Source organism: Thermosynechococcus sp. M98_K2018_005 (genome assembly GCF_015295825.1).
In the GTDB taxonomy this organism is placed as follows: domain Bacteria; phylum Cyanobacteriota; class Cyanobacteriia; order Thermosynechococcales; family Thermosynechococcaceae; genus Thermosynechococcus.
The window spans coordinates 1-18,002 of sequence record NZ_DVEH01000054.1 but is presented as its reverse complement, the minus strand read 5'-3'; the positions used below and the strand labels follow the sequence as shown (position 1 = coordinate 18,002).

The following is an 18,002-nucleotide window of genomic DNA, read 5'->3' as shown; positions in this document are numbered from 1 at the left end:
CGAAGGACACGAGGTACTAACGGCAGCGGTGCCCAAATAGTCATTGAAGTCATTGATAAGCCTATGAATGGGGCATCATCATCTAGCGTTGAGAGCAACTTTCCCCCCCTTGGTTGCTCAAGTTCATGCTCCCTGCCATTGAAGAGGGAGGGCAGCGGGGATACCCATTTCTCTGTGATCCTCGCTGGGGGGCGATCGCATGGCCAACCACGCCATTTATGAAGCCACCCTCTGGTCAGTAGGTTTTGGAGTCGCCACTGGCGTCATGGGTTGGGCTGGTGTGCTCCTCGACGCCTAAATCAAGCTGGCAGCGGCTTTGTTCACCATCCACGGCTTGCATCCTGCAAGGGAGGATGTCTTGATAATGCTGATTCCCACGCGTCCCCTTTTGCGGCAGATTTTGGGCAAGGTCTCGAGGAAAAGTCTCGCGAGCCGTTCCCCTTGTGAGTGGCGTGATTGGCGGCGCTACGAATGCCGTAATGATGAACATTTGCGGTCATGGGATGTGTACGGTGATCAAAATGTTTCGATCCCCCGCCGTCAGTTAGGTGTCTTCGACAGGTTCAGACTCGAGGACGGTTTTCAGTGTTGCTGCTAGGGGAATCGCCAACAAGATGCCCAAGAAACCCGCCACCCGTCCGCCAATGAGCAGAGCAATAAACTGCCAGAGGGGATTGAGTCCCATCAAGTCTCCCAGTAACTTCGGGGTGAGCACGTTATCCTTAATTTGCTGCAAGACCACGGCAATCACGAAAATATTCAAAGCCAGCCACGCATCCTGAAAGAGGATGAGCAGCGTCACTAAACCAATGCCCAAGGTCGCCCCCACTACCGGGATGAGCTGGGCAATACCAATAATCAGGGCAAAGAGAAAGCCAAAATTGACTTTGAAGGCGATCATAAAAGGAATCAGGGCAAGAAACATAAACAGCCCCAAAAAAAGCTGTGCCGAGAAAAAACTGCGAATATTCAGCCGCAGCGAGTAATCCACCATCTGTCGCCAAGGTTTGGGTACCAATTTCATTAGTCCGCGCCAAATCTCACTGCCATAAAAGAGCATATACACCGTTAGGATCAGCACGAGTAGCACATCAACAAACTTAGTCAGCGTTGTAATGGCAACACTGGGTAACATAGCTGCAATCCCTTTGAGCTGGATCGTCAGCTCTTCCATCAAGTCATTCACCCCCACAGGGAACTGGTAGCGGCGCAGCACTTGATCTAAATGGCGCAAATTTTGATTGCCCGTATCCGCCAACTCTGGCAGTTGATTTAGGAGTTCTTCCGCCTGTTGAATAGCAAGGGGGAGCAGCAACAGCATCAAGACACTGACCACCAAAAGGGTAATCAGTAACACCAGGGCGATCGCATTCCGCCGCCCCAAACCACGAGCACAGAGGCGAATCACCACTTGATTGAGCAAAAAAGCCAAAATGGCGGCAATGACAAGGATATTAATCGGGTATTCAAAATAGAGGTAAACTTGCTCCACCACCCAGAGATTGAGGACAATCAGAGGCCCCGCTATTAAATAGGCAAGATACCGTTGCCAACTCTGCGGCGGGTCAGACCATCTCATGAGAATCTAGGTTGAATGATTCCTAGACAGGCGAGTGCGTAACCAATTGCCCAGCACCAGCAAGCCCACGATCGCCAGTGTGCCCCAACCCAAGGGACTCGGGTACCAATAGGCTGCCTCTAGGTGATTCAGATAACCGGGTATCAATGTCCAAGTCAGGCGATCGCCCCCCCGCTGAAGATGAGGATTGACCACGGTATCAGCTGTAGTGGCTGGGCGCTCAATCGGGCGTGCCCCCCAAGGGGTTTCTAGGGCAAGTTGAAAATTCAGGAGCGACTGCGGTGCCAAGAGAACAGCTTGATCACGGGACTCAATGCCCAAGGGGCGCAGATCAATGTCATAGCGAAAGCGCTCCCGCACAAAGAGCAACAAGTTCTGGTCAAAAATATCCGCCTCAGCAGTGACTTGGGGAAGATAGGGCACACCACCACTGCGGTTGAGGACAGTGGCCAATTGCTGGCTGGTGTCAAAGGGAATCGTCACCTGAAGATGGGTTTTATCCCGTTCCTTGACCGCTCCCCCCAAGCGGTGCGCCTGCTGAATCACCTGCTCTGTAAAAGGGAGATCGGGTTGGGGTAGCGTCAGCGTGTAGGTTAGGCTCCCCCCAGTTTGTCCGTGATGCTGGATAACCATATCCACCTGAACGCATCCACTCAAACAGACCACAAGGGGTATCAAGAGCCAAAGTATCCAGCGCTGCATTCCGCCTCTATTCCTTTCCTGGGTTTTGCCATGCAAGATTATCCTATCTTGGGATGCTGCCAAGGCACAAAAAAAAACACCCCGAACAGCTCAGGGTGTCGCTATGACTTTTCTAGGCTAATCTAGGCTATTTGTTGGGTTGAGGTGTCAAGCGCAGATAGGGCTTAACGGCATTGAAGCCCTTGGGAAATTTCTGCTGCGCCTCTTCATCGCTGAGGGAAGGCACAATCACGCACTCTTGCCCGTCTTGCCAATTGACGGGGGTGGCCACGCTGTAGTTGTCCGTCAGCTGCAGCGAATCAATCACCCGCAGAATTTCAGCAAAGTTACGCCCCGTGCTCGCAGGATAGGTCAAGGTCAAGCGTAGGCGTTTTTGCGGGTCAATGATAAAGACTGTGCGCACCGTTAGGTTGTTGAGGGAGTTGGGGTGGATCATGTCGTAGAGGTTGGAGACTTTTCTATCTTCGTCTGCCAAAATCGGGTAATCCACCTTGACGTTGTTGACTTCCTCAATGTCTTTGATCCAACCGAGGTGGGACTCCACACTATCCACACTTAAGGCCAAGGTTTTGACATTGCGCTTCTCAAATTCTGAGCGTAACCGCGCCACTTCGCCCAGTTCTGTCGTACAAACGGGGGTGTAATCCGCTGGGTGGGAAAACAATACAACCCAGCTATCCCCTGCCCACTCATAGAAGTTGATTTCCCCCATGGAAGAGGCTTGGGTAAAGTTGGGTACGACATCCCCAAGTTTTAGGCTCATAGATGGTGGCTCCTAGGCTAACGATGTATCTTTAGCTACGGATTCTATCTTGCCACAAACTCTCGTTTATCGGTCGGAATATAGAGGAAAATATACAAAGCGATAGAATTGAATAGGATTTAGCGTTGAGAATCTTCAATCGTCGTTGCCTTTAGGGTCTGGACATACTGCTGCACCTTGAGGTCAATACCCGTAATATCGGTGCCCACCACCACTGCCCAAGCGCCCAAATTCAAGGCTTTTGCAGCCATTGTTGGACTGACAATCCCCCCTTCACAGAGAATAGGCACGTTGAAATGCTCAACAAGCTGACCCAGGAGTGCCCAGCTGGGGGGTGGGGTATGCGCCGTGGCTGCGGTGTAACCAAAGAGGGTCGTGCCTACCCAATCGGCATCCGCAGCAACCGCCACTTCAGCACTTTCAAGGGAGTCAATATCGGCCATGACGGGCTTGCCCAGTTCATTGTGAATTCGCTGAATCAAGTCCTGTAGGGGTTCAGGGCGCGATCGCGCTGTGGCATCGAGGGCAATCACATCAGCACCTGCTGTCGCAACGGCCACCGCATCGGCAAAGCGAGGCGTAATATACACAGGGTACTCGGGCAAAACCTGCTTCCAGAGGCCAATAATGGGCACATTTACCGCTTGGCGCACTGCCTGAATATGGGCTGGGGTATTGATGCGCACGGCAACTGCCCCCCGCAAAACCGCTGCCTTTGCCATAGCGGCAATGATTTCTGGCGCTGCTAAAGGGGAATCTGGTGGGGCTTGACAGGAGACAATTAAACCGCCGCGAATTTGCGTTGCCAGGTTCATGATGTTTCGAGGTGTAATTTCTGACGGGCGATCGCCCCCAGTTCTAAGGAGTGACCACTGACCTTCTCTAGTAAATAGAGACAATGCTCTGGCCGCAGGAACGTGCCATCGTTGCGACAGACCCCCGTGTAGATCACGCTCACCGTTGGCCAGTGGTCTTGGTGCTCCTTGAGGTGGATCTCCAGCAGGCGATCGCGCAAATTCACCACTTGGGTTTTCCCCGACTTCGTGGTTAGCTCATAGAGAATTTCAGGCGTGGCTCGCAAATCCTCTAACCACTGTTGCCAAGTGTCCCGCTCCACAGGTTCAGGGGTACGGATGAGCAGTTCATAGGTGGCGGCCCGCAGGGCTTGACTAGCAGCCGGTTCACTGAGGGGCACCACTTCACAGGTGTAAAGGGGCACATCCGCCGGCAGTTGTTGCCGCAGTTGCTCCAGCACCGTTGGCGGCTCCACCTCGCGATAAAACTCCAGATCAACAATTTCACCATAGCTGGTCACCCCAAGGGGCAAGGCGCTGGCGGTGGAGATGCGGGGTGAAGGATGAAATCCCCCCGTAAAGGCAATGGGCAAGTGGGCACGACGCACTGCCCGCTCAAAGAGGCGCAGCAGATCTAAATGACTCACAAGCGTCATTTCCCCGGTTTTGCCAAAAGTGAGGCGCAGACGTTGCACTCGTTCTTGAGGGGCTTGGGGCTGCCCTTGAATAGGGGGAATCGGTGGGGGTGGTATAACCACGTTATGGCCAAAGTCAATACCACAGACGCCACAATGGGAGCAGCCCTCAAAGGAACAATCGGGAACGACAAGCGCTTCTAGGGCACGGTGCAAGTCTTCCTTCAGCCAAGTTTTACTAATGCCGGTATCAATGTGATCCCAAGGCAGGGGAGCATCGAGGTTGTGGCTGCCACCACTAAAGACATTCCACTCACCGGCTTCCAGTTGGCGGTATTTCCAGTCCAACCCGGCTTCTTGAATGGCCTGCGTCCAAGCGGCATAGGCGCGATCGAGGTTTTCCCACCAAGAATCTTCCCGTGCCCCCAATTCCCACGCGCGGCGGATCACTGGCCCCAGTTGGCGATCGCCCCGACCGACAAAGTCTTCCATGGCTGAGATGCGCACATCGGTAAAGTTGGCTTTTAGCCCCTTAATCGTGCGAAATTCCGCCTTCAGTAGCTCCTGTTTGCGCAGAAACTCACTGGTGGAGACCGCGTGCCACTGGAAGGGAGTATGGGGCTTGGGGGTAAAGTTAGAAATGGTCAGGTTAAAGCTCAGGGGTTTGCGTCCTTTGATCCAGCACTCCCGCTTTAGCCAACGGATCGTTTCAGCAATGCCCAACACATCAGCATCGGTTTCCCCCGGCAGGCCAATCATAAAGTAGAGCTTGACCTTATCCCAGCCCTGTTCGTAGGCGGTTTTGACCCCCCGCAACAGTTCCTCATTGGTCAGCCCCTTGTTGATAATATCCCGTAGCCGTTGCGTTCCCGCTTCCGGCGCAAAGGTGAGTCCCCCTTGGCGCGTGCCACCCACAATATGGGCAATGTTTTCATCAAAGCGATCCACCCGCTGACTGGGGAGTGAGAGGGAGATGTTCTCGTTTTGCAGGCGGTTTTTAATTTCCACCCCTACGGCGGGCAAAGCCAAATAGTCGGAGCAACTCAACGACAGTAGCGAAAATTCGTTGTAGCCCGTGGCGCGCATGCCAGTTTCAATGGCAGCAATCACCTCCTCGGGGGCAACATCGCGGGCAGGGCGGGTGAGCATCCCCGGTTGGCAAAAGCGACAGCCGCGCGTACAGCCCCGGCGAATTTCTACCGTCAGGCGATCGTGAACCGTTTCTACATAGGGCACCAACCCAATGGCATAGTGGGGCATTGGGGTAGCTACTCGCCGCAAAATGCGCTCAGGCACATCGGGGCGATTGGGTTTGACGGAGCCATCCCCTTGGCGATCGTAAAATTGCGGCACATAAACCCCTGGCACCTGTGCCAAATCCAGTAGCAAGTCCTGCCGACTCCAGCCGGCTCGTTTGCCTTCTGCCACCACGAGGCCAATTTCGGGCAAGAGTTCTTCGCCATCTCCCAGGGCAAAAAAGTCAAAAAAGTCAGCGTAGGGTTCGGGGTTTGATGTTGCTGTCTGTCCGCCGGCAAAGATGAGGGGAATCTCTTCTAGGGGTGCCTGTTGTCGCTCCCGCCAAGTCAGGGGTAAGCCGGCCAAGTCGAGCATTTCCAGAATGTTCGTGGCACCCAACTCATAGCTGAGGCTAAAGCCAACGATGTCAAATTCCCGCAGGGCACGGCGCGATTCCACAGCAAAAAGGGGAGTTTGGGTAGCTCGCAATTTGGCGGCTAAATCCGCTGCTGGTAGGTAGGCGCGATCGCAGAGTTGATCGGGGACGGCATTGAGAATGTTGTAAAGAATAATGTGTCCCAAGTTCGAGGCGCCCACCTCATAGATTTCGGGATAGCTGAGCACCCAGCGCACTGTTGCGTCCTGCCACGGCTTATGAACCGCACCTCGCTCATTGCCTAAATAGCGAGCAGGTTTGAGAATATCTGGAGTGAGCAACTCAGTTATCGGAACAGCCATGACTCATGAACCCAATCGCAAACATCTAGGGCAGTAAAAAGCGAGATTCCCCAGTGGGCATCGGGCGGGGGGGGTTGGGAGGCACCAAAAGTTCAGCACTGCCGGGTTGGGGAAGCGGGGGCAGAACGGTGGGGGATCTCGGTGTTGGTTCTGGCAGCGTTGTTTGGGGTTGGGGACGCTGTGGTGTAGTGGTGGGTAACCCCGCTTGCTGGGCGTAGAAGGTTGCCAGTGTGCTCACCAAGGCATCCCGTTGTTGTCGATTGAGTTGGCGAATGGCAGCAATATCCCCTTCCATTGGGTTGACTGTCAGGTAAGAACGTCCCGGATAGGTTTCTCCCCGCAGAAATTCATTCAGCCCCAAATAGTCAGCAAGGGAAATTTTCCAGTCAAAGCGGTAGAGGGGCGATCGCCCTTTGACAGTGGTGTGATAGACAATGAATCGCTCTAAAAGCGTACTCTCCGGCGCGGGCTGACGATTGTCTTGGCGAATGTAGTGATTCTCCTTCGGGAAACCAGGCAATTTGGGATAGAGGGTTTCCGCCACCAAGCGAGGGTTAATGAGAATTTGACCCGTGGCATCGGGCACGTTGGGGTCAGATTGCGATCGCCCCGCACTCCAAGTACTGCTCAGGGGCAACCACAGAAGTGCCAGCAAGCACCCCCACGTCACCCAGCCCAAAAATGTCCAGCCCCGTCGTCTCCCCATGGCGCCTAATCTGCCAGTAACTCCGGTTGGGCAATTTCATCGGACATTTCGATAATGGCACGGGTCACCGGCTTCAGGGGCAGATCATCGAGATCTTCACTGGCCTCTAGCCCCCGCCGCTGTTTCGCCCGGTTAGCAATTTGCACCGTAATTCGATAGCGATTGGCGGAGTGCTTGATTAATTCTTCCGCCCGACGGTTAATCTCCAAGGATGAGTAATGAAGGCGCTTTTGCATGGTCGGTCTTTCCTTAAACGTGGGTGGCCATGGCTTGTAGGGGTTGTGGTGTCGGTGTTACAAAGGGCTGGATAATGCCCCCCCCCAGCAGGCGATCGCCCGCATACCAAACCGCCGCTTGCCCCGGCGTTACCCCAAATTGCGGTTCAGCAAATTCCAATTGTACCTGCTCAGCGTTGGCGGCGGGAATGATGGTCACTGGCACAGGGGGAGTGCGATAGCGAATTTGTACTGTGGCTGTCATCGGTTCTGCGGGGGGGGGAATCGAGACCCAGTTCACCCGGGCCACTGTGCACTCACGACGGCCGGCGGTGGCACGATCACCGACAATGACGCGATTGTGTTCCCGATCCAAGGCCACCACGTAAAGGGGTTCAGGTGCCGCAATTCCCAAACCTTTACGCTGGCCAATCGTATAGTGGTGAATCCCCTGATGGTACCCCAGCACCCGGCCATGGACATCGACAATTTCCCCTTTCTGGCTGGGCAGATACCCTTCAAGGAATTGGCGCATGGAGCCATGGGCTTCAATCAGACAGAGATCTTGACTTTCCGGTTTACTGGCGGTGTGCAGGCCATAGTGCGCCGCGAGGGCACGGGTCTCGGCCTTGGTTTGCTGACCGAGGGGAAAAAGCACATGAGCGAGAATCTCTTGGGGCAAGTCGTAGAGAAAGTAGCTTTGATCCTTATGGCGATCCACCGCCCGCCACAATTCATAGCGATCGCTAGTGGGATTGTATTTCACTTGGGCATAATGCCCCGTAGCAATGTAGTCAATCCCCAGTTGCTCCCGACTATAGGCCAACATCGGCCCAAACTTCACCCAACGGTTGCATTGGGAACAGGGCAGCGGTGTCACCCCACTGGCGTAGCCACTGACCAGATAGTTCACAATATATTTCTCGAAAATTTCACGGCTATCCACAATATGGTGAGGGACTCCCAGCTCCTCACAAAGACGCGCCGCATCCACCAGCCCCTCAGAGCAGCACTGCCCCTTACCCTTCATCAGCCACAGCGTCAGACCAACAACGGGGTACCCTTGAGCTTTGAGGCTGGCAATGGCCACGGAACTATCAACACCGCCGGAAAGGCCAACAACAACCGCCGGTAAATCGGACATTGTTAAGATTCACAAAAAATCTACCTCTTTTAGGGTAGCATCCCTACTTTCACAGCGCAGGCCATTGCAATCGGCTATAATCAGGAGACAAGGTTGGCGAGTAATCGCCGCTTGAGTTTTTTAAGTAGAGCGATTCTTGAGTTCGGTTTTAGGGAAGGTTGGTTACGTGACAGTCGTCTCTCCGAAGTCAACGTCAACACAGGGTTCAATTTTTGCTTTGGAGCAGATCAGATTATGTCTATTTATGTCGGCAACCTTTCCTACACGGCCACCCAAGAAGACCTAGAGGCCGTTTTTGCCGAGTACGGTTCCGTCAAACAAGTCTATTTACCGGTGGACCGCGAAACAGGCCGCAAGCGGGGCTTTGGTTTTGTGGAAATGTCCACGGATGCTGAAGAAGATGCGGCGATCGCCGATCTCGACGGTGCCGAGTGGATGGGACGGCAACTCAAGGTCAACAAGGCACGCCCCCGTGAAGCCATGGGCGGTGGCAACAATCGTTATTCCCGTAATCGCTAACTCCCGCAATTAGCCCTCTAGGAGGTGCTATATCGGCTCTGCCAATATGGTAGAGAAATAATAACGACCTGCTGAATGCAATTGGAAAGGAACATCATCACTATGGCGCGCATGTATTACGACGCAGATGCCCAATTAGAACTCCTCAAGGACAAAACGATCGCCATTATTGGCTATGGCTCCCAAGGCCATGCCCATGCCCTCAACCTGCGGGATAGCGGTCTCAATGTTGTGGTGGGTCTCTATGCCGGCAGTCGTTCTGCAGAGCGCGCCCGTGCCGATGGTCTAGCGGTACACCCCGTGGCGGAAGCTGCCCAAATGGCCGACTGGATTATGATTCTTCTGCCCGATGAAGTTCAGCGGGTTGTTTATGAGCAGGAGATTGCCCCCCACCTGCACGCGGGGAATGTCCTCTCCTTTGCCCACGGCTTTAACATTCACTTTGGCCAGATTGTGCCCCCCGACAATGTGGATGTGGTGATGGTGGCTCCGAAAGGCCCCGGTCACCTCGTTCGCCGCACCTATGCCCAAGGGGAAGGGGTACCCTGCCTGTTTGCGGTCTATCAAAATGCCAGTGGTCAAGCCCGGGATTTAGCCATGGCTTACGCCAAGGGGATTGGTGGCACCCGTGCCGGCATTCTAGAAACCACCTTCCGTGAAGAAACAGAAACAGATCTCTTTGGTGAGCAAGTGGTGCTCTGTGGTGGCCTCAGTGCCCTGATTAAGGCTGGCTTTGAAACGTTGGTGCAGGCGGGTTATCAGCCAGAGCTGGCCTACTTTGAGTGTCTCCATGAAGTAAAGCTGATTGTGGATTTGATTGTTGAAGGGGGTCTCGCCAAAATGCGCGACAGCATCTCCAACACCGCAGAATATGGCGACCTCACCCGTGGCCCACGGATTATTACCGATGAAACCCGCGCGGAAATGCGCAAAATTCTCCACGAAATTCAAACGGGTCAATTTGCCCGTGAGTTTGTGCTGGAAAACATGGCGGGTAAACCGGGCTTTACTGCAATGCGGCGACGGGAAGCAGAACACCCCATTGAACACGTGGGTCAAGAACTGCGTTCCATGTTTAGCTGGTTAAAACGGGCTTAAGCTTTGCCCTAGGGGGCACCGATGGTGATTATTTCGTCGCAAAATTCACCGCCGGAGCGATCGCGCCCCCCTTCACTGCTTTCCAATCAACCCACCCTAGAGGAACAGCAGTCCCTGGCGGAGGAATCCTTACGTCCCCGCTCTTTGCAGGACTACATTGGCCAGCAGGAACTAAAGGATGTACTGCACATTGCCATCGAAGCAGCCAAGGCACGCCAAGAACCCCTTGATCATCTGCTGCTCTATGGCCCGCCGGGCTTAGGGAAAACCACCATTGCCTTGATCTTGGCGGCAGAAATGGGGGTCAACTGCAAAGTAACCAGTGCCCCAGCTTTGGAACGCCCCCGCGACATTGTGGGTCTCTTAGTGAACCTGCAAGCGGGGGATATTCTCTTTATTGATGAGATCCACCGCCTCTCACGCATGACCGAGGAACTCCTCTATCCTGCCATGGAGGATTTTTACCTTGATCTGACGGTGGGCAAACAGCAAACAGCACGCACGCGACGACTGAAACTCAATCGTTTTACCCTTGTGGGGGCAACCACCCGTGCCGGCGCGTTGACTTCCCCCTTGCGCGATCGCTTTGGTTTAGTGGAGCGGCTGCGCTTTTATCATCCCGAAGAACTCCAGCAAATTGTTCAGCGGGGGGCCGCCCTCTTACAAGCCCCCATCACCCCCGAAGCCGCTCTGGAAATTGGCCGGCGCAGTCGCGGCACTCCCCGCATTGCCCTGCGACTCCTGAAGCGGGTACGGGATTATGCCGATGTGAAGCACGATGGCACGATTAGCCTAGAGGTGGCTACCGCTGCCCTTGAACTGTTCAATGTGGATCCAGCAGGCTTGGATTGGAACGATCGCCGGCTCCTCAGTCTGATGATTGAGTCCTACCAAGGGGGGCCTGTGGGCATTGAAACCCTTGCCGCAGCTACAGGCGAAGATGTGCAAACCATTGAAGAGGTCTATGAACCCTACCTTCTTCAGATGGGTTATCTGCAACGAACCCCCCGAGGCCGCGTTGCCACTCCCCGCGCTTGGCAACACCTAGGCTATACTCCACCAGAAAACCAGTTGCCGTTGTTATCTAGCCCCTATGACCCCTCGTCCTGAGACCCAACTCCTCTATGAGACCGACTATTACCTTTGGCTTAACGAGACCGTTGCCCAACTCAAGGCAGGGGACTTTGACAACTTAGATGTGGAAAATTTAATTGAGGAGATTGAGAGCTTGGGTCGCAGCGAAAAACGTGCCCTACTCAGCTATCTACTGCGTCTTTGTGAGCATCTTCTCAAGCTCAAATACTGGGAAACTGAGCGACAATACTGCTATAGGGGTTGGCTGTTAGAGATTAGTCATTTCCGTTTAGAAATTGCGCTAATTTTGCAGGATAGCCCCAGTCTTCAGCCATTTGCAAATGCAGCTTTCCTAGATTCCTATCAAAAGGCAAGGAAAAATATGCTGAAAGCGATCGGTTTATCCCCTGACGTGATTCCGAAAGTACCCGACTTCACAATAGAGGAAGTTCTAGACGAGGAGTGGTTGCCTTGGCAATCTGACCTCAATTCGTAGAATCCACTGGCCTTCGAGAAGCCTTCTGGTATGCTAAGCCTGCATCCCTTTACACCGCAGACTATTACCTTTGACTTAACGAGACCGCTGCCCAACTCAAGGGAGGGAACTTCGACAACTTAGATGTGGAAAATTTAATTGAGGAGATTGAGAGCTTGGGTCGCAGCGAAAAACAGGCAATATTGCACATTCAGGAAATAGAAATACTCGAAGCCAGCCCTAGCTTGACATCCTTTGTACAGGAGATTTTCATAAACAATATCGCAATGGGAGAAAACTCTTTCTCAGCGCCTGAATCTTCCTGAATCCTCATTTGATTCCTGAAGCCCCCGAATTTACCCTTGAACAAGCTCTCGATCAGAACTGGCTGCCTTGGCCACCTGATGCGAACTCGGAAGGCTCAGTCTCGTGAATCGCCATCTTGCCCTAAGCACTCGTCCTTGGCTAGCCTTAGCCCGCCCCTGTAATTGGAAAATCGCTGTAAGCTATTGATAGGGTTGATTAAGGTTTTTTAACCTTTCCCCGACTCTCTGCCTCGCCTACGTGAACGACCATGTTGCGGATCATCACCCAGTTAACAGACCTACGCGCTGAACTACGCCGCATTTGCAATCGCACCGATAGCGGGGAGATGAGCGAACAACAGGCTACCGTTGAGGCAATTTTGCGCCGTGTGGCCAAGGAAGGCGATCGCGCCCTGATTGAGTACACTGCCCAGTTTGATCACATTGATCTCACCCCCGAAACATTACGGGTGAAAGGAGATGAACTGGATGCCGCTTACCAACAGGTGTCCAAAGAACTCCTCGATGCCATTCGCCTCGCCAAGCAACAAATTGAAGCCTTCCACCGCCAGCGAGTCCCCAAAAGTTGGGTGCAATTTGGTGAAGATGGCATTGTCCTCGGCAAACGCTACACTGCCGTTGATGCTGCCGGACTGTATGTGCCGGGGGGACGGGCTGCCTATCCGAGTACGGTTTTAATGAATGCGATTCCTGCTCTGGTGGCGGGTGTGCAGCGGATTGTCATGGTCACCCCCCCGGGTCAGGGCAAAGGCATTAACCCTGCGGTTCTCGTTGCCGCCCAAGAGGCAGGGATTCAAGAGATTTATCGCGTTGGTGGCGCCCAAGCCATTGCCGCCCTTGCCTATGGCACAGAAACGATTCCGCGGGTGGATGTCATTACCGGGCCGGGAAACCTGTACGTCATGCTGGCCAAAAAACAGGTCTATGGCCGCGTTGGTATTGACTCCCTAGCAGGACCGTCAGAGGTCTTAATTATTGCCGATGAGGCGGCCAATCCTGTTCACATTGCCGCTGATCTACTAGCTCAAGCGGAACATGATCCCCTTGCGGCGGCCATTTTGCTCACACCGAGTCTTCCCCTTGCGGAAGCAGTTGTCACTGCCGTTAATGAACAATTGGCTGAGCATCCGCGCCGTGTCCTTACTGAGAAGGCGATCGCCCACTACGGGTTGATTGGTATTGTTGAAACCCTCGAACAAGCGGTCGAGCTGTCCAATCGCTTTGCCCCAGAGCATCTAGAACTGGAAGTTGAAGACCCTTGGAGCCTTGTGGAGCAGGTGCGTCATGCCGGTGCCATTTTTCTCGGCTATTCCACCCCTGAAGCGGTTGGTGACTATCTCGCGGGCCCCAATCACACCCTGCCCACCTCTGGCGCTGCCCGTTATGCTTCGGCCTTGGGGGTAGAAACGTTCCTCAAACACTCCAGCATTATTCAATACACCCCTGCCGCCTTACGCAAACAGGGGGAAGCGGTCATGACCCTCGCTGAGACAGAAGGCTTGATTTCCCACCGCGACTCTGTGCGTCTGCGCCTTGAGCCTTAGAAACTAACAATCAGGTAGGGGGCTTCAAATTTACCCCCGCGAACCGGTTTGCCCTTGAGACTAGGGGGCAGTTCAATGTGGCGCCGCTGATCGCCAGCCTCCACCGTCAGTTCCCCACTAAACTCGCTGAGTTTCACCTGTTCTTTGCGAAACCCCGGCAGGAAAATGCGCACCTGTTGTTGTGTCTCATCAAATTCATGGGGAGCCGGTGCTGCCGCCAACTGGTTCAGATCTGGAAGATGGGGAACAAGGCTTTGCCAGTGGCTCCAGTCTTTGGGGAGAGCCGAGATGCGTAGCGGTGCAAACGTGCGGCTGACCTCTGGCGTGGGTTCCCCCATACAAAAGACCTCAGAAATCGGGACATTCACCTGTTGAGCACTGCCCCATAGCCATTGAGTTTGAGCAGTTGAGATCGCTGTGCCATCCGTTAGCAGAAACACCGATAGCCGTTGTGAGTCTGCGGCAATCTGCACACCACGATCGATCCACTCCTTCGCCTCGCCGAAACGCTCCCGCACTTTTTGGGTATCAATATTGGCTGCCATAATCGCACTGGCGATTGGCCCCCCAATGGCATTGGCGATCGCGTTGAGATCTAGTTGATCCAACAAACGTTGAAAGCGGCGATAGTACCATGCCAATCCTTGGGGCAACCCAATCAGCCGCAGTGTATCTTGACTATTCCCGCCCACATAGACAATTACATCGTACTCACCGCTGCTGTAGTGCACGCGCAAGGCATTCAACGTGAGCAAAGTATCCATCCCCGGCAAGATCACCAATTCGCCCGCATAAACCTTACCCACCAACTCTTGGGGCAAATAGGGTTCCACTAAACGGCTAAGTTCTTGCCATGCCGCAGTGAGACTTTCAGTGGCCAGTAGCTCGGCGATCGCCAATCCCTCGGATAGCAATTTAGGTTGCCAACCAATCGCCTGATCTGGACTGCCAATGAGAAATTGCAGGGAAGTGGCTGGACTCGGCACCGCTAATAAGGTTCGCTGCTGTCGCCCGGCAAACCACTGGGCAATGGCCAGACCCAGTGCGGTTTGTTGTTCTGGGGTTGCTCCTAGGAGAGTAACAATGCGTGTCATGGCAAGTTTGAGGACGATAGTTGCTTGGATTATCCTATCGGCAAACGGCTGCCCCAAGGTTTTCCAGACAACCCCTCATAAAATCGCCTCTACGGGCAGCCAAATCTATTCAACGATAAAACCTACTCACTAAAGCGATCGCCCGCCTTCTCGAGGCTTCTAGGCCATTCTCAGGTCAAAAAAAATTTTTCGCGGCGCAAACAGATCCTCATTAGAGCATTCTGAACCTAGACTCAAATACTTCTTCAAAGTTTTCCCCAAATTCCCCAAGGTTTTCCCCAAACTCTTGGAAGCTCCGAATCCTCTAGCCATCTCAACCATTCGTTTTGCTCTTGTCTTCCTAACGTTCCTCAGTCTCACAATCCTCTCAACCAAGATTTCCTCAAGCTCCAAACAAACCAGCTTCAAACTAACCCCAAGTTACCCTAATCACATCCTTATTTTTCTCTGGCTGCATTTTATTATCCTTAGATCTTAAGGATCTACTACTACTAGATAAATAAATAAATATTCTTATTCTTATAGTAGTAGTAGGGGCTGTGGAAATGTGGAAAACTTTTCGGAAACCCGCTCTATAAGCGGGTTTGAGCCACTTACCCCCTGTGGAAAACTTGTGGAAAAAGTAGGGGGTTTTTCCACAGGCTATTATCGCGGTGAAAAAAGAATAAAAAGATTTCCACAGTTTTTCAGAGTTTTTCCGGGGTTTTCCACAGGTTTTCCCCAGAATTTTCCACAGGCTTTTTCGAGTTTTCCACAGGCTAGAGGGGGAAGATTTCCGTATTTCTACGATTCCCCTAGCCGGCGATCGCCCTCAGACTAGAGAGAAGATACTTTGCCAACCAGTACAAACCTTCCTGTGGATTCCCTGATGTTTTCCCTAGAGTGTCCTGCCAACAGCCTTGAGCAAGCGATTGGTCACCTTTCCCCTGTTGAGCAGATTCGGATGCTGATGCACCACCCCTACTTCACCGGACGGTGTCCCGTCTGCCGGCAACCGATTCATCACTCCCAAATCAAGATTGATCAGTGCCATTGCTCCCACTGTGGTTGGCAAGATCAAGTGGGCGATCGCGAGGTTGACCTTACGCTTGAGAATCCCTTGCCGTCGCAAAACTAGCCACGATCGCCACCATTAGCCACCAGAGCGTAGCTACCTCCGGGCGAAACCAAATCGTATCCACCAGCCCATGGGTCAGCATTCCCACCATGGCCGCCACAGCACCCATCAACCAGAATCCTTGAGGATTCGCCATTGCCCGTAACTCCTGCAAACAACGCCAGGCGCGATCAGCGAGCACCGCCAACAACCAGAGAAAGACACTAAAGCCCATCACACCCACTTCCACAAGGATTTCCAGAAAGATGGAATAGGCACTCAAGGCCGTAAAGCGCACATTCACCTGATACAGCGGGTAAATCTGGTTAAAGGCCACATTCCCTGGTCCAATCCCTAGCCAAGGCCGTGCCCAAATCATCTGTTGTACAGCTGTCCAAACATTAATGCGGAAATTATTGCTACTGTCGCCTCGGGCAACAAAAATACTCGCTGCTCGCTCCCGCAGCGGCGGCACACTCACAATCGCGCCAATACACAGGGCGATCGCCAGCCCCCCCACAGTCAGCACCCCCCAACGCGGTAACCTTGGCCAAAACCAAACCCCCAGCAACCCCACCCCAGCGATCGTCGCCGCAACCAGCCCCAGCCAACCCCCACGGCTAAACGTCAATACCAGGCTTGCTGTATTCATCCCCAGCATCACCATTGCCAACAGCTTTGGCAGCCAGCCTCGCCACACCGCGATCGCCGCCCCACTCAACGGCACACTGGGCACCAAATAACCCGCCAACAAATTTGGATTTCCCAAAAAGCTATACACCCGCGTTACATTTGCCAAGGCCGACTCTGGATCCGTCCACGTCGCCAACGGCTCCGCCCCAAAAATCCACTGCCGTACCCCCTCCACACTCACCATCAACGCCGTCAGCAGATAGACCGTCAGCAAGCGCGATCGCCACCGCTCATTACGCGTCACCCGCTCCGCCAGCGCAAAAAACAGCAGGTACAACGTCAACTTCGACAACCCCACCATCGCCGCCCGAGGAACCGGCGACAACACCGTTGCCAACAGCGCAATCCCCCAATACAGCAGCACCAGCAAATGTACCCCTGACCAGCGGCCTTCCCGTTCCCCCGCCAGCGTCCACAGCAGCCAAAACCCACCCCCTGCTGCCAGCAGCATCCCAATCATCCCCGACGGCATCAACGGCGCCAGTACCAGCACCAAACCCACCAGCAGCACCGCAAAGTGTGGCAGCCATCGCCCCAGCCAACTCTTCTCCTGCCATCCTTGGAGCAAGCCCAAAAGCCGCCCCACCCCACTGTGGCTTCGCCACCCCTCCACATCCAACCGCCGCAGCAGCACATCCATAGCACTATCCCTTAAGCACACATATCGTCGATCAGCTTACGCCCAAGCACCGTCGCTGAAAATCCTCCCAAGGAATTCCTCGCTCCAAATACACTGGCGCACTGGGCGTGTAGGGACTGCGCAGCCGATCCACCGCCACAATCACCGCCTCCTGCGGCAAAAGGGGAACATCCGCATCTACCACCGTCGCCCCCGTCAACGACGACGATACCCCCTTAAAAATCAACACCACCTCCTCTCGCTCCCCCACCTGTGCCTCCACCAGCAACACCTCCTGCGGATGGGCACGACTATAGGCCTCCAGCAGCGCCAACGCTGACATGCTCACCCTCCTGAAACGAAAATCCGAAAAAATTTTTAGCCCCAAAATCCGCCTGTAGAGAGCGTTTCAGCCAAATCCAGAAAAAATCCGAAAAAAAAATCTCGAAAAAGGGGTTGACACGCCTATGTAGGCTTGTTAGATTGATAAAGCACTCGATGAGGCGCACAGCCGAAGCGAGTTCCGAACCTAGACAAATCAACGTTTGAAAGCCAAAGCGTTAACCCTCGTCAAGGTACTCAAGTAAGTACATTTTCGATGTAGGTTACACCTACTAGAGCAAAAAGTCAAATTCTCATTTTTCAAAATGGAGAGTTTGATCCTGGCTCAGGATGAACGCTGGCGGTCTGCTTAACACATGCAAGTCGAACGAGCACTTCGGTGCTAGTGGCGGACGGGTGAGTAACACGTGAGAATCTACCCTCAGGAGGGGGATAACGGCTGGAAACGGCCGCTAATACCCCATATGCCGCAAGGTGAAATCTTTTTTGGCCTGAGGATGAGCTCGCGGTGGATTAGCTAGTTGGTGGGGTAATGGCCTACCAAGGCGACGATCCATAGCTGGTCTGAGAGGATGATCAGCCACACTGGGACTGAGACACGGCCCAGACT

General features: G+C 53.7%; 18 protein-coding genes and 1 rRNA gene. 8 read left to right on the top strand and 11 right to left on the bottom strand.

What is annotated here, in order from left to right:
• Window positions 1-544 precede the first annotated feature (544 nt).
• From IGQ15_RS07885 to mnmA, 8 genes are all read right to left on the bottom strand, one after another.
• Entirely contained in the window at window positions 545-1,579 is a 1,035-nt protein-coding gene (locus IGQ15_RS07885) for an AI-2E family transporter (RefSeq protein ID WP_297050520.1), read from the bottom strand.
• A gap of 6 nt (window positions 1,580-1,585) precedes the next feature.
• Complete coding sequence (locus IGQ15_RS07880; RefSeq protein ID WP_297050523.1) at window positions 1,586-2,212, bottom strand: DUF3153 domain-containing protein; 627 nt, start codon at window positions 2,210-2,212, stop codon at window positions 1,586-1,588.
• Window positions 2,213-2,408: 196 nt separating this feature from the next.
• Complete coding sequence (locus tag IGQ15_RS07875) at window positions 2,409-3,044, bottom strand: peroxiredoxin (RefSeq protein WP_297050518.1); 636 nt, start codon at window positions 3,042-3,044, stop codon at window positions 2,409-2,411.
• Between the two features lie 119 nt (window positions 3,045-3,163).
• Window positions 3,164-3,859 carry an N-acetylmannosamine-6-phosphate 2-epimerase gene (locus IGQ15_RS07870; RefSeq protein WP_297050515.1) on the bottom strand — a complete coding sequence of 232 codons (696 nt, stop codon included), beginning with the start codon at window positions 3,857-3,859 and terminating at the stop codon, window positions 3,164-3,166.
• Window positions 3,856-6,447 (bottom strand): TIGR03960 family B12-binding radical SAM protein, encoded by a 2,592-nt coding sequence (locus IGQ15_RS07865; protein WP_297050513.1) that lies wholly within the window; start codon window positions 6,445-6,447, stop codon window positions 3,856-3,858. Before IGQ15_RS07865 ends, IGQ15_RS07870 begins: the two co-directional genes overlap by 4 nt.
• A 25-nt stretch (window positions 6,448-6,472) precedes the next feature.
• Entirely contained in the window at window positions 6,473-7,153 is a 681-nt protein-coding gene (locus IGQ15_RS07860) for a hypothetical protein (RefSeq protein ID WP_297050510.1), read from the bottom strand.
• Window positions 7,154-7,158: 5 nt separating this feature from the next.
• On the bottom strand, window positions 7,159-7,389 hold the full coding sequence (locus IGQ15_RS07855; protein WP_206199840.1) for a DNA-directed RNA polymerase subunit omega: 231 nt from the start codon (window positions 7,387-7,389) through the stop codon (window positions 7,159-7,161).
• Window positions 7,390-7,402: 13 nt separating this feature from the next.
• Complete coding sequence (mnmA, locus tag IGQ15_RS07850) at window positions 7,403-8,512, bottom strand: tRNA 2-thiouridine(34) synthase MnmA (protein WP_297050507.1); 1,110 nt, start codon at window positions 8,510-8,512, stop codon at window positions 7,403-7,405.
• 234 nt (window positions 8,513-8,746) lie between these two features.
• Between mnmA and IGQ15_RS07845 the strand changes: the two genes are divergently transcribed.
• The 6 genes from IGQ15_RS07845 to hisD all read left to right on the top strand — a co-directional run bounded on the left by IGQ15_RS07845 (window position 8,747) and on the right by hisD (window position 13,548).
• Window positions 8,747-9,031, top strand: coding sequence for an RNA-binding protein (locus tag IGQ15_RS07845; protein ID WP_181494467.1), 285 nt, complete (start codon window positions 8,747-8,749; stop codon window positions 9,029-9,031).
• A 102-nt stretch (window positions 9,032-9,133) separates the two neighbouring features.
• The gene (gene ilvC / locus IGQ15_RS07840) at window positions 9,134-10,129 is read left to right on the top strand and encodes a ketol-acid reductoisomerase (RefSeq protein ID WP_297050504.1); all 996 of its coding nucleotides are present in this window, start codon (window positions 9,134-9,136) and stop codon (window positions 10,127-10,129) included.
• A 21-nt stretch (window positions 10,130-10,150) separates the two neighbouring features.
• Window positions 10,151-11,239: a Holliday junction branch migration DNA helicase RuvB gene (ruvB, locus tag IGQ15_RS07835; RefSeq protein WP_297050502.1), complete on the top strand. Its 1,089-nt coding sequence runs from the start codon at window positions 10,151-10,153 to the stop codon at window positions 11,237-11,239.
• On the top strand, window positions 11,223-11,699 hold the full coding sequence (locus IGQ15_RS07830) for a DUF29 domain-containing protein (protein ID WP_297050500.1): 477 nt from the start codon (window positions 11,223-11,225) through the stop codon (window positions 11,697-11,699). Before ruvB ends, IGQ15_RS07830 begins: the two co-directional genes overlap by 17 nt.
• A 125-nt stretch (window positions 11,700-11,824) precedes the next feature.
• On the top strand, window positions 11,825-12,004 hold the full coding sequence (locus tag IGQ15_RS12075; RefSeq protein WP_297053297.1) for a hypothetical protein: 180 nt from the start codon (window positions 11,825-11,827) through the stop codon (window positions 12,002-12,004).
• A gap of 248 nt (window positions 12,005-12,252) precedes the next feature.
• Window positions 12,253-13,548, top strand: coding sequence for a histidinol dehydrogenase (hisD, locus tag IGQ15_RS07825; RefSeq protein WP_297050497.1), 1,296 nt, complete (start codon window positions 12,253-12,255; stop codon window positions 13,546-13,548).
• Here the strand turns inward: hisD and IGQ15_RS07820 are convergent.
• Window positions 13,545-14,642, bottom strand: coding sequence for an ArsA-related P-loop ATPase (locus tag IGQ15_RS07820; RefSeq protein WP_297050495.1), 1,098 nt, complete (start codon window positions 14,640-14,642; stop codon window positions 13,545-13,547). The two genes, hisD and IGQ15_RS07820, sit on opposite strands and share 4 nt — an antisense overlap.
• Before the next feature lie 832 nt (window positions 14,643-15,474).
• Between IGQ15_RS07820 and IGQ15_RS07815 the strand changes: the two genes are divergently transcribed.
• Window positions 15,475-15,759, top strand: a complete 285-nt coding sequence (locus tag IGQ15_RS07815) for a hypothetical protein (RefSeq protein WP_297050493.1) — start codon at window positions 15,475-15,477, stop codon at window positions 15,757-15,759.
• On the opposite strand, the gene IGQ15_RS07810 is transcribed toward IGQ15_RS07815, so the two are convergent.
• Window positions 15,725-17,071 (bottom strand): IctB family putative bicarbonate transporter, encoded by a 1,347-nt coding sequence (locus IGQ15_RS07810; RefSeq protein ID WP_297050491.1) that lies wholly within the window; start codon window positions 17,069-17,071, stop codon window positions 15,725-15,727. The two genes, IGQ15_RS07815 and IGQ15_RS07810, sit on opposite strands and share 35 nt — an antisense overlap.
• 31 nt (window positions 17,072-17,102) lie before the next feature.
• Window positions 17,103-17,393, bottom strand: a complete 291-nt coding sequence (locus IGQ15_RS07805; protein ID WP_297050489.1) for a hypothetical protein — start codon at window positions 17,391-17,393, stop codon at window positions 17,103-17,105.
• A 301-nt stretch (window positions 17,394-17,694) separates the two neighbouring features.
• On the opposite strand from IGQ15_RS07805, the gene IGQ15_RS07800 reads away from it, so the two are divergent.
• Window positions 17,695-18,002 (top strand): 16S ribosomal RNA (locus IGQ15_RS07800); the annotation flags it as partial.

What these genes read in the sequence shown, in the direction of transcription:
- IGQ15_RS07885 (WP_297050520.1), bottom strand. Translation starts at nt 1,579, where the DNA reads ATGAGATGGTCTGACCCGCCGCAGAGTTGGCAACGGTATCTTGCCTAT.
- IGQ15_RS07880 (WP_297050523.1), bottom strand. Translation starts at nt 2,212, where the DNA reads ATGGTTATCCAGCATCACGGACAAACTGGGGGGAGCCTAACCTACACG.
- IGQ15_RS07875 (WP_297050518.1), bottom strand. Translation starts at nt 3,044, where the DNA reads ATGAGCCTAAAACTTGGGGATGTCGTACCCAACTTTACCCAAGCCTCT.
- IGQ15_RS07870 (WP_297050515.1), bottom strand. Translation starts at nt 3,859, where the DNA reads ATGAACCTGGCAACGCAAATTCGCGGCGGTTTAATTGTCTCCTGTCAA.
- IGQ15_RS07865 (WP_297050513.1), bottom strand. Translation starts at nt 6,447, where the DNA reads ATGGCTGTTCCGATAACTGAGTTGCTCACTCCAGATATTCTCAAACCT.
- IGQ15_RS07860 (WP_297050510.1), bottom strand. Translation starts at nt 7,153, where the DNA reads ATGGGGAGACGACGGGGCTGGACATTTTTGGGCTGGGTGACGTGGGGG.
- IGQ15_RS07855 (WP_206199840.1), bottom strand. Translation starts at nt 7,389, where the DNA reads ATGCAAAAGCGCCTTCATTACTCATCCTTGGAGATTAACCGTCGGGCG.
- mnmA (WP_297050507.1), bottom strand. Translation starts at nt 8,512, where the DNA reads ATGTCCGATTTACCGGCGGTTGTTGTTGGCCTTTCCGGCGGTGTTGAT.
- IGQ15_RS07845 (WP_181494467.1), top strand. Translation starts at nt 8,747, where the DNA reads ATGTCTATTTATGTCGGCAACCTTTCCTACACGGCCACCCAAGAAGAC.
- ilvC (WP_297050504.1), top strand. Translation starts at nt 9,134, where the DNA reads ATGGCGCGCATGTATTACGACGCAGATGCCCAATTAGAACTCCTCAAG.
- ruvB (WP_297050502.1), top strand. Translation starts at nt 10,151, where the DNA reads ATGGTGATTATTTCGTCGCAAAATTCACCGCCGGAGCGATCGCGCCCC.
- IGQ15_RS07830 (WP_297050500.1), top strand. Translation starts at nt 11,223, where the DNA reads ATGACCCCTCGTCCTGAGACCCAACTCCTCTATGAGACCGACTATTAC.
- hisD (WP_297050497.1), top strand. Translation starts at nt 12,253, where the DNA reads ATGTTGCGGATCATCACCCAGTTAACAGACCTACGCGCTGAACTACGC.
- IGQ15_RS07820 (WP_297050495.1), bottom strand. Translation starts at nt 14,642, where the DNA reads ATGACACGCATTGTTACTCTCCTAGGAGCAACCCCAGAACAACAAACC.
- IGQ15_RS07810 (WP_297050491.1), bottom strand. Translation starts at nt 17,071, where the DNA reads ATGGATGTGCTGCTGCGGCGGTTGGATGTGGAGGGGTGGCGAAGCCAC.
- IGQ15_RS07805 (WP_297050489.1), bottom strand. Translation starts at nt 17,393, where the DNA reads ATGTCAGCGTTGGCGCTGCTGGAGGCCTATAGTCGTGCCCATCCGCAG.